General features: G+C 48.7%; 14 protein-coding genes. 11 read left to right on the top strand and 3 right to left on the bottom strand.

Annotated elements, in window-relative coordinates:
- Positions 1-22: 22 nt before the first annotated feature.
- The 5 genes from ACQ76X_RS19355 (at position 23) to ACQ76X_RS19335 (ending at position 4,360) form a co-directional block, all read left to right on the top strand.
- Positions 23-1,477 (top strand): DHA2 family efflux MFS transporter permease subunit, encoded by a 1,455-nt coding sequence (locus tag ACQ76X_RS19355; protein ID WP_438495589.1) that lies wholly within the window; start codon positions 23-25, stop codon positions 1,475-1,477.
- Positions 1,478-1,642: 165 nt separating this feature from the next.
- Positions 1,643-1,975 (top strand): PadR family transcriptional regulator, encoded by a 333-nt coding sequence (locus ACQ76X_RS19350; RefSeq protein WP_438495499.1) that lies wholly within the window; start codon positions 1,643-1,645, stop codon positions 1,973-1,975.
- Entirely contained in the window at positions 1,975-2,625 is a 651-nt protein-coding gene (locus ACQ76X_RS19345) for a permease prefix domain 1-containing protein (RefSeq protein WP_438495498.1), read from the top strand. Before ACQ76X_RS19350 ends, ACQ76X_RS19345 begins: the two co-directional genes overlap by 1 nt.
- Positions 2,622-3,563: a hypothetical protein gene (locus tag ACQ76X_RS19340; protein WP_438495497.1), complete on the top strand. Its 942-nt coding sequence runs from the start codon at positions 2,622-2,624 to the stop codon at positions 3,561-3,563. Before ACQ76X_RS19345 ends, ACQ76X_RS19340 begins: the two co-directional genes overlap by 4 nt.
- Positions 3,564-3,589: 26 nt before the next feature.
- On the top strand, positions 3,590-4,360 hold the full coding sequence (locus tag ACQ76X_RS19335; protein WP_438495496.1) for a M15 family metallopeptidase: 771 nt from the start codon (positions 3,590-3,592) through the stop codon (positions 4,358-4,360).
- 253 nt (positions 4,361-4,613) lie between these two features.
- Here the strand turns inward: ACQ76X_RS19335 and ACQ76X_RS19330 are convergent, their stop codons facing one another.
- Positions 4,614-5,516, bottom strand: coding sequence for a DMT family transporter (locus ACQ76X_RS19330; RefSeq protein WP_438495495.1), 903 nt, complete (start codon positions 5,514-5,516; stop codon positions 4,614-4,616).
- Positions 5,517-5,642: 126 nt separating this feature from the next.
- On the opposite strand from ACQ76X_RS19330, the gene ACQ76X_RS19325 reads away from it, so the two are divergent.
- The 3 genes from ACQ76X_RS19325 (at position 5,643) to ACQ76X_RS19315 (ending at position 9,396) form a co-directional block, all read left to right on the top strand.
- Entirely contained in the window at positions 5,643-6,521 is an 879-nt protein-coding gene (locus ACQ76X_RS19325; RefSeq protein ID WP_438495494.1) for a LysR family transcriptional regulator, read from the top strand.
- A 21-nt stretch (positions 6,522-6,542) separates the two neighbouring features.
- Positions 6,543-8,093 carry a YcdB/YcdC domain-containing protein gene (locus ACQ76X_RS19320; protein ID WP_438495493.1) on the top strand — a complete coding sequence of 517 codons (1,551 nt, stop codon included), beginning with the start codon at positions 6,543-6,545 and terminating at the stop codon, positions 8,091-8,093.
- 142 nt (positions 8,094-8,235) lie between these two features.
- A complete protein-coding gene (locus ACQ76X_RS19315) occupies positions 8,236-9,396 on the top strand; it encodes a Gfo/Idh/MocA family protein (protein ID WP_438495492.1) in 1,161 nt (386 codons plus the stop codon).
- Positions 9,397-9,515: 119 nt separating this feature from the next.
- Here the strand turns inward: ACQ76X_RS19315 and ACQ76X_RS19310 are convergent, their stop codons facing one another.
- Positions 9,516-10,403, bottom strand: a complete 888-nt coding sequence (locus ACQ76X_RS19310) for a helix-turn-helix transcriptional regulator (protein WP_038591390.1) — start codon at positions 10,401-10,403, stop codon at positions 9,516-9,518.
- Positions 10,404-10,528: 125 nt separating this feature from the next.
- On the opposite strand from ACQ76X_RS19310, the gene ACQ76X_RS19305 reads away from it, so the two are divergent.
- Both ACQ76X_RS19305 and ACQ76X_RS19300 read left to right on the top strand, forming a co-directional pair.
- Positions 10,529-11,416: a sugar phosphate isomerase/epimerase family protein gene (locus ACQ76X_RS19305; protein ID WP_438495491.1), complete on the top strand. Its 888-nt coding sequence runs from the start codon at positions 10,529-10,531 to the stop codon at positions 11,414-11,416.
- Positions 11,417-11,438: 22 nt separating this feature from the next.
- Positions 11,439-12,503, top strand: a complete 1,065-nt coding sequence (locus ACQ76X_RS19300; protein WP_438495490.1) for a Gfo/Idh/MocA family protein — start codon at positions 11,439-11,441, stop codon at positions 12,501-12,503.
- Positions 12,504-12,636: 133 nt separating this feature from the next.
- Here ACQ76X_RS19300 and ACQ76X_RS19295 read toward each other — a convergent pair whose 3' ends face one another.
- A complete protein-coding gene (locus ACQ76X_RS19295; RefSeq protein ID WP_038591399.1) occupies positions 12,637-12,843 on the bottom strand; it encodes a DUF1657 domain-containing protein in 207 nt (68 codons plus the stop codon).
- A gap of 207 nt (positions 12,844-13,050) precedes the next feature.
- On the opposite strand from ACQ76X_RS19295, the gene ACQ76X_RS19290 reads away from it, so the two are divergent.
- Complete coding sequence (locus ACQ76X_RS19290; RefSeq protein WP_438495489.1) at positions 13,051-13,911, top strand: DUF421 domain-containing protein; 861 nt, start codon at positions 13,051-13,053, stop codon at positions 13,909-13,911.
- The last annotated feature ends 662 nt before the right edge of the window (positions 13,912-14,573 follow it).

Here is a 14,573-nt window from a genome sequence, read left to right as displayed (position 1 = left end):
GGATACAAGAGTGGAAGCAACGATGCAAGGAAAGAAGCAAACCCCAGAAAGAAAGTTCAAGACAATTCCGATCCTCGTCTCCTTATTGCTCGCCGGATTTATCGGCATGTTCAGTGAGACTGCGTTGAACGTGGCATTGACGGATTTAATGCAGGTTCTGAATATCACACCTACAACGGCCCAATGGCTGACAACAGCTTACTTGCTGACACTAGGAATTCTCGTTCCGATCTCGGGCCTGCTGCTACAATGGTTCACAACAAGACAACTGTTTATCGCTGCAGTAAGTTTCTCAATTCTGGGAACCTTCCTGGCTGCCATTTCGCCAAGTTTTGAGTTTCTGCTCACGGCACGCGTCGTGCAAGCGATGGGAACTGCACTGCTTCTGCCGCTGATGTTCAATACGATTCTGCTCATCATCCCAGCAGAGAAAAGAGGGGGCGCGATGGGACTGATTGGACTCGTGATCATGGTTGCTCCTGCAATCGGCCCAACCATTGCCGGACTGTTGATTGAGAGCTTAAGCTGGCACTGGATTTTCTGGCTGTCGCTGCCGTTCCTGGTAGCTGCACTGATCTTTGGAATTCTGTTTATGCAGAACGTATCTGAAGTGACGAAGCCGAAAATTGATGCACTTTCCATTCTGCTGTCTTCGTTCGGTTTTGGAGGCATTGTCTACGGATTCAGCAGTGCCGGTGAAGAAGCGGGCTGGGGAAGCCCGAAAGTTATTATTGCCATCGCTATCGGTGTAGTAGCACTCGTGCTGTTCGCTGTTCGCCAATTAGCGATGAAGCAGCCAATGATTAATCTGCGTGCATTCAAATATCCTATGTTTACAGTCGGCGTGCTTATGGTCTTCATCTGTATGATGGTTATCCTTTCATCCATGCTGATTCTTCCGATGTATCTGCAGCAAGGCCAAGGTTATACTGCCTTCAAAGCCGGTCTGCTTCTGCTTCCAGGCGGAATTATCAATGGTCTGATGTCGCCGATTATGGGACGTTTGTTCGATAAATATGGACCTAAGTGGCTCGTGATTCCGGGGTTGGCCCTTGTAGCGGTATCCTTGTGGTTCTTCTCCAACATCACTCCAACATCCACCGTTGTTTTCGTTATCGTGCTTCATAGTGCACTGATGATCGGGATTTCGATGATTATGATGCCTGCCCAGACGAACGGGATTAACCAGCTGCCGCTGCAATATTATCCCGATGGAACTGCCATTATGAATACACTGCAGCAGGTAGCCGGTGCAATCGGTACTGCCTTGGCAGTCAGCATTATGACCGCTGGCTCGAAGAGCTTCATGAAGACCGTAACTAATCCAGCCGATCCTATCAATATTGTTCCGGCATTTACACATGGGGTTCAGAACGCCTTTATCTTCGGAATGATTATGGCTATTGTTGGACTGGTTGTCGCCTTCTTCCTGAAACGTGTCATTGTACAGCACAAAGCACAAGGCATGATGCACTAATAAGAACATTTGCAGTTTTAGAAGCACATCCGCAATGCGGGTGTGCTTTTTCCATATGATGGACGATATTTGTGAAATAATGTATAGTATACATAGAATAACGATGTATTAAGGAACGGTGTTTAGACTTTGGTCTAATTGAATCCTGAAGGGAGTGTTATCAAAATGAAAGTCAGCAAAGAAATGCTGAAGGGCAGCACGGGGACGTTGATACTAACGCTGCTGCTGGACAAGCCGCAGTACGGATATGAGCTGATCAAGGAGCTGGAGCAACGTTCGGAAGGTGTGTTTTCCTTAAAAGAAGGCACACTGTATCCCATTCTCCATGCGATGGAAAGTGAGCGCTGGGTAGAGTCTTGCTGGGTAGAGGTTGAGGGGCGGAAGCGCAAATATTACCGGATATTGAAGGAAGGCGCGGAGAAACTGAAGGAGAAACAGTCCGAGTGGCGTTTATTTAAAAAAGCGGTGGATACTGTACTTGGGGAGGGTGGAGCATAGTGGAGTCGAAGAGTGGGCTGGAGCAGTATTTGGACAACGTATGCGGTGAAGTCAAAGCCAAGAAAATGCATGCCGAGATCCGCAGCGAGCTTAGCAGCCATTTGGAGGATCTGATGATTGAGCAGGAAAGTCTTGGTGCATCCAAAGCAGAAGCAGAAGTTTTGGCGATTGCGCAAATGGGTGATCCGAAAGCTGTGGGAAAGGATCTGCATCATATTCATAAACCAAGGACCCCATGGGGTTTGCTGGGAGCTCTGCTGTTGTTCTCTGCGATTGGACTGCTGGGGATGAGCTCATTGGAAGCAAGCTTTATGAACAACCCGAGAGTTCCTGCAAGCTTTCTGCCGAAGCAATTTAGCTTTATGTTGATCGGGATTGCTTTAATGACTGCCTGCTATTTCATCAATTTTCGCAGGCTTCAAAAGCTGTCCTGGCTGCTGTACATCTTTTCAATAGCTGGGATAGTCGCAAGTTTGAAATGGGGCCTCTATGTGAACGGGAGCCGGACTTATTTTTTGGCTTTTGGGGGAATCGAGATCAACCTGGTCTCCATTGAATATGCGGCGCTTGGACTGCTTATGGGCATCTACCGGCGCAAGGATATCACACCTGCTGAACATGAATCACGTACTATACGGGGGGCATTATGAAACAGCAGAGCCAATTCGGTTCACATTGGAATAGAAAGATCCTGCTCAGCTTATCCATTCTTCTGGGTGCGGCGGCAGGATACTCAGCATTCGTAGCTCAGCCTGCTTACGCCGCTGGTACACAGCAATCCGCAGCCGTGTACAAACAGTTCCAGACGTATGTACAGCAGTCATCCACACTCGCTAAGGCTCGCAGCTATCTCATCAATCATATTGACGAAGCCGGGCTCTGGTATGCTACCCAAATGACTTTGCAGTTAGAAAATGCGCAGAAGGCCGAGCTGCCGAAATATACGAAAAAATTGTATCCGGAAGCGGTCCGTCAGGCGATTGACGCAGCGGTTCGGAAAAACGGACTTACCTATACCTCCTTACTAAACAACATTAAAGATCCCAAGATACGTACAGTACTAATTGAAGGACGAGATAAAGGGTATAGAATCAGAACCAGTGAAGGTATGTACTATCCGGTAATGAATTATGAAAGCTATAAGGCGTTCAAGCCTCATATTAAAACTGATATAGGAACATATATAGATATGATGGCAGCAGAATCGAACAAGCCTAGTCTCAAGGAAGGCTCAATTATAATTAGCTGGAATGAGCTTTTGGCCAGGACACTTGCAATGGAAGATTTCGTTAACAGGTATCCGCTCTCTGACAGGCTTGAAGCGGTCAAACTTGCACTGTGGAGTAAAAAAGTAAATCTGTTCATTGGCTCCGGCAATACACCAGCGTATGATTATATGGAGGAAGGTGCTCCGGTTATTATTAACTCTGAGCTCCGGCAAGCTTATGAAGCTGCAATACTGACCGGCAATGGAGACAGCGAACTTCTCAGTGCCTTAGAGGAGCTGCTTGCACTGCTGGACCGCAATAACAATGAGTTTACTCCTGATGTTCAAAAGTTTATTAATACGTACTTGGACCCGAACTAGGGGAAGGAAGGAGCTTTATCTTAATTATGAAGCAGCATAGGACAGGCAAAAGGCTGACGGCGATCTTGCTCTTGCTGATCTTGGGGATGACCTCAGGCAACACCGAAAGCTCTGCAACAGCGGCAGGTGAACCCGGACAGAAGGCAGGCGCATCAGCACAGCAAGTTAGCACCCAGAAGAAGAATAACCTGCCCAATGGTTTTATTTATCTGGATGAGATCATTCCAACCGCACAATATGAAATTCGTTATTATAGCGATAATAATTTTACCGGTACACGGGTTGACGGGTACAAAGCTCCTCTGGCGATCTTCTCAAAAACGGCGGCGACGGCATTGAAGAAGGTTAGTGACGATTTGGAGCGAAAAGGATACATTCTTAGAATATATGATGCTTACCGCCCGCAAAAAGCAGTTAATCATTTTGTCCGCTGGTCGCAGGATGCCGGAGACATTAAGATGAAGCTGCAGTATTATCCTAAGCTGGACAAACAGAATCTGTTCAAGCTTGGTTTTATCGCCAAAAAGTCGGGACATTCCAGAGGCAGCACGATTGATCTGTCTCTCGCCGACAAAAAAACGGGTGCCCTGGTCGATATGGGCAGCCCGTATGATTTTTTCGGCGAGATCTCCTATTATAATACTTCACTGGTCAGCGCCAAGCAGCATGCCAACCGCAAGCTTTTGAAAGATGTTATGGTGAAGCACGGGTTTAAGCCGTACAGCAAAGAGTGGTGGCATTTTACGCTGATTAAAGAGCCTTTTCCGAAACAGTACTTTATCTTTAATGTAGAATAAAAAGCAGTTGCACGTACCATAAGAAGGGGCTCTCCCAAGTAGTCATTTCATGGGACAGCCCCTTCTTGGATATTCAAGCGGGTGAACACATTCACAGTCAGACGGCATTCATCCGTAGTTTGCTTTTCAGCTCCGGGTAGATACGGCCAGCACCAGGGGCACTACGATCAGTGCGGCGGGCGCAAGGCACAAAATGGGATGATCTACGAAAAATCCGAAATCCCTACGCAAAGCCTCCATAGGCATGACTGTTTCACAAATCCGCCCTGCGTTTTCTCGGCATTCGGTTCATGTTCGCGTTCAGCGGCATTTTTCCCAGCAGTTCGGAGGCGACGATCCCCAGCAGCACTAGCGCTGCCCCGGTGTAACCTTGCATGGACAGCTGCTCCCGGGCAAACCAGAAGCCGAAAAAGGCAGCAAACACAGGCTCAAGGGAGAAGATCAGGCCGGTGCGTGTCGGGGTAGTGTATTTCTGGGCTACCGGCTGTAAGATAAAGCCGCAGGCGCTGCAGAGAATGCCAAGCGCAAGAATGGCAATCCATCCTGGCATGGAAGACGGCAATGACGGTGTCTCGAAGACAGCAGACAGCACAAGGGCGTACCCACCGGCAAAACCCAACTGCAAAATGCCGATATTCAAGGAGTCGCAGGTTTTTACCGCTTTGCCGGTGACAAGGATCTGCACAGCATAAAATACTGCTGACAGGATGCACAGCAGGTCACCCGGCTGCACATGCAGCGAGGAATTTAAGGTCAGGAGCCCGATCCCCGAAATGGCCAGCACAGCGCCAAAGATCTGCGGGGGAGCGACTCTTTTTCTGAAAACAAGCACATCGATCAGTGGAACAAAAATAACGGTCAAAGCGACCAGAAATCCGGCATTGGAGGTAGTAGTTGTCTTCAGTCCGAAGGTGATGCAGGTGAATACGACCAGCAGCAGGAATCCGAGCAGTGCTCCATATTTCAAGGTTCTAAGGTCTATTCTGCGTAGACGTTTGTGAAACAAAATGGCCGCCAGCACAAAAGCAAGGCCGAAACGCAGTGCAATCAGATTAAATTCCCCCAGTGTATCCAGTCCCATCTTCATGAAGATGTAGGAGGAACCCCAGAACATTGTTACTACAATGAGCATTAGCTCAGCCTTAAGCGGCTTCATCTCGTCATCATCCTTCTTTACGTCAAGTGATTATAGTATAATATGGCTTATTACATAAGGTAACTGAATGTTTATCATAGGAAGCATGAGGAAAATTCATGTAAGTTAAGAAGGGGGCCGGAGTCCTTGAGCATCACTAAATATGAGGTGTTTCTGAAAGTTGTGGAGCTGGGCAGCCTGACCAAAGCCGCTGATGTTCTGGGCTTTACCCAGTCCGGGATCAGTCATACCATCAGCAGCCTGGAGATGGAATTCGGCTTTTCGCTGCTGGTAAGAAACCGCTCGGGGGTCAAATTAACTGTCAACGGTGAGCAGGTAATGCAGCCTATCCGTGAGATCCTGAAATGGAATGAGCAGCTGAAGCAACAGGTTGCCGACATTCACGGGCTGGAAACGGGGACGATTACGATTGGCACGTTTACCAGTGTGTCTGTGCATTGGCTGCCGGGGATGATTAAGGAGTTCCGGAAGGAATACCCTTATATTGAATTCAAGCTGATGGAGGGCGGCTATCTGGAGATTGAGCAGTGGATTGAGGCAGGGGTCGTCGACTGCGGTTTTATTTCACTCCCCACCCGGGATAAATTTGAGGTGTTTCCCCTGAAAAAGGACCGGATGCTGGCCATCCTCTCCCAAGAACATCCCTTGAGCAAATCACCATATATGCCGCTTGCGCAAATGGCCTATGAGGATTTTATTATCCAGAAGGCCGGATCGGATTATGATGCCAGGCGTGTATTTGAGCGGGCGGGAATCCAGCCGAATATCAAATTCACAGCCGGAGATGATTATGCCATCATTGCAATGGTGGAAAATGGTCTCGGCATCAGTGTTCTCCCTGAAATGGTCATCTCGCGCCAGAATCATAATGTAGCTATGCTGGAGCTGGAGGAGCGCAGTTTTCGTTCGCTTGGTATTGCCGTTCATTCTATGAAGTATGCATCACCGGCAACCCGGCGTTTTTTGAAGCATGTACAGGTTTGGCTGAAAGATTATTCGGAGTAACTCAATTGGCTGGAGGTTGAAATGGAAGCAAACTTTGATAAACTGCGTACGCAAGCAATGAACATTGTCGCAATTCCCCAGCATTACCGTTTGGTGATGGAAGACAGCACGCCAACGCGGGATGCGGTCAATCGCTCTTTTATCTGGGAAGACCCGGAGAACAAGGAATGGACCCTTGAAGTCTCTCTGGATTTGGCTACCGGTTGTCTGGTGGACTTGAATGTGGATATGGAACCTAATGAGGCAACCAATGACAGGGAAGATCCCAAGGGCATGGGGGAGGAAGCGAGAAAAATCGCAGATGCCTTTGTGGGCAAGCATGCGCCGGACGCGGCTGGTTTGACTTGGATTCATACGGATTACAGCAGAAGACGAATTACGTACAGAGAAGAAGTCGGTGGCCTGCCTCTCCCAGACACAGGTTGTGAGGTGACGCTGGATCAAGGGCTGGGCATTATCCGTTACCGTCATCATCTTAAATCAGCTCCAACACCGGAATGGCCTGCCGTCCTCGTTAATGAGGGTACAGTAAAAGAACAATTGCTGTGTCACACCCATATGGAGCTGCAAATCACAGCATTATCACCTTCCATCTACGATGTGCCCGGTACAGAAGATGAGTATCGGATGGTATATAATCCGGCTCCGCTTATGCGGTTTATTGATGCTGTTAGCGGAAGGGACTGCTTCGGACCTGAACATTACGCTTTGCCATCAATTCATTCGCTCAAAGTCGATGAAGGGCCGACAGAAACCGCGGGAAGTGGGCTGGAAGAAACAAAAGCGGGTGCAAACCGCAGCATTGCCGGCTGGGAGCAGCTGCTTGGCATAAATCCGGAGCTATACGAGCTTGAGAAGTCTTCAGACGATGGCGAACGTATTATGTTGCAGTACAGGCATATAGATGAACTGGAAGATGAACCTGAGCAGGCAGCACTCTCTGTAGACGGATATATGAAGTATAGGTGGGGAGACAAGCTCAGGAATCTGGAATCTCCGTTTAAGCTGCTGATCGAAAAGACGACAGGAACCTTGCTCCGCTTTCATCGGGATGGCCCGGGAAAGGAGCAGCCGCTTTCTCCCCTGAGCCGTCAGCAATGCTGGGTTAAAGCGGAACGGTTTCTGCGTGAGGTGTTCCCGGACTATGCTTCCTATCTGCGGCTGGAAGTTGATAAGGATGACCTGGAGGATGAACCCCGCAGCCGTGAGTTTTTCTTTTTGCCGGTCTACATTGGCGACATTCCGGTTAACGGAGAGCAGGTAACGATTAGTATCAGCACAGCAACCGGGAATACCTGCCTTTATTCCGGCGTCTCTTGCGAGATGCTCCAACAGTTGGCTGAGCACAGGCTTGCCCCGCTTCTAACACCCGATGTAGCCTTAGAAATCTATAAGCGATATATGGATGTCAAGCTTAAATGGATTAAGGATTCTAATGCGGAGCGGCCGGTATACCGGCTGATTTATGAACTTGTTACTATTCCACGGTCTGAGTCTTCTAGTGGATTCGTCAACCGTAAATTGAGATACATTGATGCCCGAAGCGGCGGACCGATTTGGGGGAAGTACTAAAGGGTGAAAGAAATTTCAGGTTGACGAATGTGAAATGGCATGAAAGAATGTACGCGTGTACATTAAGCGGTTACAAAGTTATTAGTCACGGAACTCGTCGTTCGAACTTCATCAAAGAAAAGTGAACCAAAGGAGGAATAAGATGAAACAGCTTCGCATCGGAATGATCGGCTACAAGTTTATGGGCAAAGCCCACAGCAACGCCTACCGCAGCCTTCCCATGTTTTTTCCGCAGGCACTGAGACCGGAAATGTCTATGATATGCGGGAGGAATACCGCTGCGGTGCAAGAAGCAGCTTTACAGCTTGGCTGGTCTGATAGTGTGACTGACTGGAAAGAGCTCATCTCCCGGGAGGATATTGACCTCATTGATATCAACGCGCCCAGCAATGCCCATAAGGAAATTGCTCTGGCAGCAGCCAAAGCAGGCAAGCATATTTTCTGCGAAAAGCCGCTGGCGCTGAATCTTGCGGATTCCCGTGAGATGCTGGAGGCTGCGACGGATGCGGGCATCATTCATATGGTCGGCTTCAATTACCGGTTCTCACCGGCAGTCAGGCTGGCGAAGCGGCTGATTGAGAGTGGAAGGCTCGGGAAGATCTATCATTTCCGTGCCTGGTTTCTGCAGGACTGGATTATAGATCCGGATTTCCCGCTGGTGTGGAGACTGCAGAAGGAGATTGCCGGTTCCGGCTCGCATGGCGATCTTGGAGCACACTTAATTGATCTTGCCCATTTCCTGGTCGGCGATATGCAGGAAGTAATCGGAATGAGCGAGACCTTTATCAAAGAGCGTCCGCTAGCTGCTGAGATGACCGGCTTAAGTGCGAAGGCAAGCAAAGATGCCCCAACAGGAGAAGTGACCGTTGACGATGCGACACTGTTTCTGGCCCGGTTTGTAGGTGGTGCTTTGGGCAGTTTTGAAGCTACTCGTTTTGCTGCGGGTCACCGTTCGACCAATTCTTTTGAGATTAACGGCAGTCTGGGCAGTGTGAAATTCGATTTCGAACGGATGAATGAGCTGGAGGTGTACCTGACCTCGGACGATGAAGATGTACAGGGCTTCCGGCGTGTGCTTGCCACCGATCCGGCCCATGATTACGCCGAAGCCTGGTGGCCGCCGGGCCATACCATCGGATTCGAGCATACGTTTATCCACGAAATGCTGGAGCTCTCCACCGCCATTGCGGAAGGACGCCAGCCGGAGCCAAACTTCAATGACGGAGTAAAATGTCAGGCTGTTCTGGAAGCTGTTGAACGCTCTATTGAACAGAGACGCTGGGTGGAAATTTCCGAAATGTAATCTTCAATAAATCATCATTATAGATGAAGGAAAGCTAATTATGATCTTCCTGCCCAAGAAACAGCACCGTTCGCTTCCCAGGTACGGTGCTGTTTTACGTGTTATGGTGGAGGAGTGAACTATTTGCGCGCACCGGAAGGAGTAATCCCTTTGTATTGCTTGTAGAGTTTGGTGAAATAATTGGGGTTGTCGCAGCCCACTTTGCCGGCAATTTCTGTTACGGTCAAATCCGACTCCAGCAGCAGACGTTCAGCTTCATGGATCCGGCTTAAGTTCACATAGTCGATAAAGGTGCGTCCGGTCAGCTTTTTGAAGGTTTTGCAGAAATGATAAGGATTCAGATTGACAAACTTTGCAGCCCATTCAATCGAGATCTTCTCATCAAAATGAGCTTCCAGATATTCCAGCAGCGGTTTAAAGCGTTCGCGGTTAATGGAATGGCGCTCGCTCTGATGCCTCTCTGACAATTGTTGCGGCGGAAAGCTGCGTGACAGCAGGGTAAAGAACAAATGCAATTGGTTCTTTACAACCAGTTGAAAAGCAGGGCCTTTACTGCGCACTTCGGCAATGATGGCTTGCAGCAGGGGATAATAACAGGAGCAAGCCGGGTTCAGATCGGCGGGTTTGACCGGAAACTGAAACCGGTTATTCAAATAGGGTGCAACGAATTGCTCATGCTGGGAGTCCTGGTTTCTGTCTTTGAACAGTGAAGCATGGAACACGATGGATACGTAAGAAATATCCCCACTGTATAAACTGTAACCGACATGCAAACCGCCTGAAGGAACAATAATCACATCACCCGGTCCGGCTTCATAAGGTTTGCTGTCCACATGAAAGATCGCATGGCCTTCCTGCATCACAATGATTTCGAAATGCTCATGCCAATGCAGGAAAAGGATATTCTGTTCCACTTTAGCCTCCCGGCACTCATTAAAAAAAAGGCGGAACGGATAGGTTTTCTCTTCGAGCTGCGGGTATTCCTTAAGCTCCTTCGGATAAGTCATGACTTCTTTCAACTCCCCCAATATTGAGCTATATTAACACAAGATAAGACGAGAATTCACACCAAATGAGCTATATACTTGATTTGCTGAACTTACTATAAACCAATATTGGAGTGGTACACAAGATGGAAGATACAATGAGAATCGGAACACTGGTTGGTGGGGGAGAAGCTGTAAGAGTGATTCCTCAAATAATTGGACATGGATTTGAATCCTTCAGTCTTACCTTTTGGCAGACCACCGGAGAGACGAATCTGACAGAAACTGCAGCGCGTGTGCGGGAACTGGCTGCAGAGCATGATTTTGTCATCTCCTCAGTCGGCATATTCGGCAACCCGCTAACCGGTGCCGGCGATAATGCGGATACCCTGGCCAGCTGGGAACGTTTGATTGATCATGCCCATCTCTTCGGCACCGATATGGTATCCGGTTTCACAGGACGTCTGACAGGGCAGTCAATAGATGAATCAATACCTAAATTCACGCAGGTCTTCGGGGAACTTTCCAAGAGAGCGGCTGACCGGGGGGTGCGAATTGCATTTGAGAACTGCTCGATGGGCGGCAATTGGGACTCTGGAGACTGGAATATTGCGCATAATCCTACAGCCTGGGAAAAGATGTTCAACGCAGTTCCGGCAGACAACCTCGGTTTGGAGTGGGAGCCCTGCCACCAGATGGTTGCGCTGATTGATCCGCTCCCGCAGCTGCGCAAGTGGACGGATAAAATATTCCATGTACATGGCAAGGATGCTACAATCGCCTGGGATATTGTCAAGGAATACGGCACTCATGGTCCGAAGCCTTATGTATGGCACCGGACCCCGGGTTTTGGAGACACGAACTGGGCTGATGTGATCACGGTTTTGCGCCAAGCCGGTTACAAAGGTACCATCGACATTGAAGGCTGGCATGACCCGGTATATCGTGATGAGCTGGAGATGACCGGACAAGTTCATGCCCTGAACTATTTGAAACACTGCCGCGGCGGCAGCTTTATACCCAATCCGGTCTAATACAGAAAGCGGGGAACTACCAATGACAGCAAAATACCGTGTTGCGATTGCCGGTTGCGGAGGAATGGCCAATGAATGGATCAGCTATGCGTTGAAACACCCGGAGGTCGAAATCGTTGCCCTTGTAGATATCAAGCTGGAGTCGGCACAGGCTATGGCCGGGAAATATGGGCTTTCCACTCCGGCCTTTACGGAGATACGGCAGGCAATTATAGAAACGGGTGCCAACCTTGTGTTTGACGTCACGGTTCCGTCCAGTCATTATTCTATCGCCAGTACATCACTTGAACTGGAATGTGATGTGTTCAGCGAGAAGCCCTTGGCTGAAACGATGGAGGAGTGCAATGACATTGTTGCGTTGTCGGAACGCACCGGACGAACACATGCTGTCATGCAGAACCGCAGGTACGATACGCGCATCCGCTCGCTGCGCGGGCTAGTCGATGCAGGTACGGTCGGCCGGACAGGTTATATCGGAGCGAGTTTCTTCCTCGCCCCCCATTTTGGCGGTTTCCGCGAGGTGATGAGCAGTCCGCTCCTGCTGGACATGGCCATCCATACCTTCGATCAGGCCCGGTTTATCAGCGGAGCTGATCCGGTTACAGTGTACTGCCAGGAATTTAATCCACCCGGCTCCTGGTATGAAGGCCAAGCTGCCGCTATTTGCATCTTCGAAATGTCGGATGGCTCTGTATTTTGCTACCAAGGGTCCTGGTGTGCGGAAGGTGCACCTACCTCTTGGGAAGCGTCGTGGCGGATTCAGGGAGAGAAAGGGGTTATTCTCTGGGATGGTGTAGGCATGCCTTATGCTGAAGTAATCGCAGGTGGTGACCAGTCCGGCAAGTTCATCCGTGACTATGAGCAGGTAGAAGCACAGGCTGTTTCGATGGATGAGACCTTCCATCATGGCTGTCTGGAAGAGATGTTCCTTTCGCTCTCCGTGCAGCGTCCTGCTGAAACAGACTGCAGGGATAACCGCTACAGTATGGCGATGGTATTCGGTGCCCTTGAGAGTGCCAAGACGGGCCGCAAGCTTGAAATTGCTGAGGTCATAAACCTTTCTGCGAAGCACATGCAGCTTGGATAGAAGCAGATGGTTAAGGTAGGCGCACCTGAATACGCCTGCTGTTGTCGCACGAGTGTTCACGTAAATAAAGCAGCCGTATCCCAGACATGTCTGCGGATACGGCTGCTTTTTGTTTATGAGTAAAGATTACATCCTAGAAGCCTTTGTACTGTGGCTCCTCTTGTTCGAGTTCGGTTACACGGCCTTCAACCTGCTGCACAATTTGCTGCGTCTGTTCCGCTGCGCTTGTGAATAAGGTTTTGGCCTGCTGGTTTTGAGTCTCCATCGCGAATTGCTCCAGACTCGCTTGCGCGCTTTTCAGCGATGACAGGCAAGTCTTTACTTGTGAAGATACAGTCATTAGATATTTCCTCCTTCTAGAAAGTTAGCAAACTGATCGAGTCATAGTATCTACAGGTGAAGATGCAGAAATACAGGAATTACATTCCAATGCTAAGCATTGGTCTTCTGGATTAAACAAGTAATTATTTCTTGGTTAGGTCTGCTCCCTTTGACAAATAATAGGCATGTTGGCATGCGGTGATTCTAAACTTAGGAGGTAGTAATCATGCCGGAATGGCTTGAGGTGATTTGGCGGACAATTTTCGCGGTGGTTGTGCTCTTCTTTTTGACAAAGCTGCTGGGGAAGAGACAAGTTTCGCAGCTGTCTTTTTTCGAATATATCACTGGAATTACAGTTGGTAGCTTGGCGGCTTACATATCCCTGGATACGGATAAAACATGGCATTTGGGATTAATTGCGCTGATCGTCTGGGTGGCGTTCTCCCTTGGTATCGAGTATCTGCAAATCAAGAGCAAGAAGGCCAGGGATTTCATTGACTTCAAGTCAACCGTGCTGATCAAAGACGGTAAAATTCTGGAAGATAATATGAAAAAAGAGCGTTTAACAACTGACGAATTGCTGGAGGAGCTGCGGAAGAAGGATGTCTTCAAATTGGCAGATGTTGAATTTGCAATCATGGAATCGGATGGAGCGATTAACGTCCTGCTTACCCGGGAGAATCAGGCGCTGACACCAAAAGATATGGGCATTAAAGTGGCTCCTGAGAAGGAACCACAAGCCGTCATTATGGACGGCAAGATCTTGGATGAACCTTTGGACACACTGAATCTGTCCCGTGGCTGGCTGCAGGGACAGCTTGAAAAGCAGGGTTTAACCGCTGAAAATGTATACCTCGGCCAGGTGGATTCCTATGGCGAACTTACCGTGGATCTATATGCGGACAAGGTGCAGGTGCCAAAGCCGCAGGATAAACCCCAGCTATACGCACTGCTGAAAAAATGTGAAGCCGATCTGGAACTGTTCAGCCTTTCCACCAACAATAAGGAAGCCAAACAGATGTACGAAGAGTGCTCCGGCAAGCTGCAGACACTGCTGCAAAGCTTGAAACCCTATATTCAAAGCTGAATAGTTTAAGTCCATATAGCCCTACAAGACGAGCAGGCCAACAAAAACGAATGTTTTTTGTTGGCTTTTCATATGCTCAGCAATGTACACCGAGGGTGATTATCCCGGTGTTCAATATTTCACATAACTGTAATAATGAGGGGTGAAAATGACTGTACAATTCTCAATAAATACTTATGATTGAGATTAGGCTGACCACTGCAAAAGAGCAGGCTTTTGATTTTTCGGCAGTCTTAAGTTTAAAGTAAAGTGAGGGATGCGATGCCGGGATAGTTACTGTGCTGATTTGAAGAAGCAGAAACAGGGAAGAATTCGTAAATACCGCAACAGGTACTGAAAGAATATAATCTATTGGAGGTAAATGTTAACGTGAAAATAAAAAAACAATTTGCATTCTCTGCAATGATTGCGCTTTCGGCTATGCTGGCTCTCTCAGGGGTGGGTGGAAGTATTCCGTCCGTTCAAGCGGCAAGCATTTTCAGTGATGATTTTGAATCCGGTAACGCCAGCAGTTGGACCCATACGTCAGGCTCATGGACAGTGGTGCAGGACGGTAGCTCTCATGTCTATTATCAATCGGGCAATACGGAAGGGCGCTCCTCGGCGGGCAACAGTAGCTGGACTGACTACAGCGTGCAGGCAGATGTGAAAATTGACAACTT

This window comes from Paenibacillus sp. IHBB 3054 (assembly GCF_051594305.1).
Classification (GTDB): Bacteria; Bacillota; Bacilli; order Paenibacillales; family Paenibacillaceae; genus Paenibacillus_AQ.
This window is presented reverse-complemented; position numbering and strand designations above follow the sequence as displayed.

Excerpts from the sequence above, each read along its gene's own strand:
- ACQ76X_RS19355 (WP_438495589.1), top strand. The coding sequence starts at position 23 with ATGCAAGGAAAGAAGCAAACCCCAGAAAGAAAGTTCAAGACAATTCCG.
- ACQ76X_RS19350 (WP_438495499.1), top strand. The coding sequence starts at position 1,643 with ATGAAAGTCAGCAAAGAAATGCTGAAGGGCAGCACGGGGACGTTGATA.
- ACQ76X_RS19340 (WP_438495497.1), top strand. The coding sequence starts at position 2,622 with ATGAAACAGCAGAGCCAATTCGGTTCACATTGGAATAGAAAGATCCTG.
- ACQ76X_RS19335 (WP_438495496.1), top strand. The coding sequence starts at position 3,590 with ATGAAGCAGCATAGGACAGGCAAAAGGCTGACGGCGATCTTGCTCTTG.
- ACQ76X_RS19330 (WP_438495495.1), bottom strand. The coding sequence starts at position 5,516 with ATGAAGCCGCTTAAGGCTGAGCTAATGCTCATTGTAGTAACAATGTTC.
- ACQ76X_RS19320 (WP_438495493.1), top strand. The coding sequence starts at position 6,543 with ATGGAAGCAAACTTTGATAAACTGCGTACGCAAGCAATGAACATTGTC.
- ACQ76X_RS19315 (WP_438495492.1), top strand. The coding sequence starts at position 8,236 with ATGAAACAGCTTCGCATCGGAATGATCGGCTACAAGTTTATGGGCAAA.
- ACQ76X_RS19310 (WP_038591390.1), bottom strand. The coding sequence starts at position 10,403 with ATGACTTATCCGAAGGAGCTTAAGGAATACCCGCAGCTCGAAGAGAAA.
- ACQ76X_RS19305 (WP_438495491.1), top strand. The coding sequence starts at position 10,529 with ATGGAAGATACAATGAGAATCGGAACACTGGTTGGTGGGGGAGAAGCT.
- ACQ76X_RS19300 (WP_438495490.1), top strand. The coding sequence starts at position 11,439 with ATGACAGCAAAATACCGTGTTGCGATTGCCGGTTGCGGAGGAATGGCC.
- ACQ76X_RS19295 (WP_038591399.1), bottom strand. The coding sequence starts at position 12,843 with ATGACTGTATCTTCACAAGTAAAGACTTGCCTGTCATCGCTGAAAAGC.
- ACQ76X_RS19290 (WP_438495489.1), top strand. The coding sequence starts at position 13,051 with ATGCCGGAATGGCTTGAGGTGATTTGGCGGACAATTTTCGCGGTGGTT.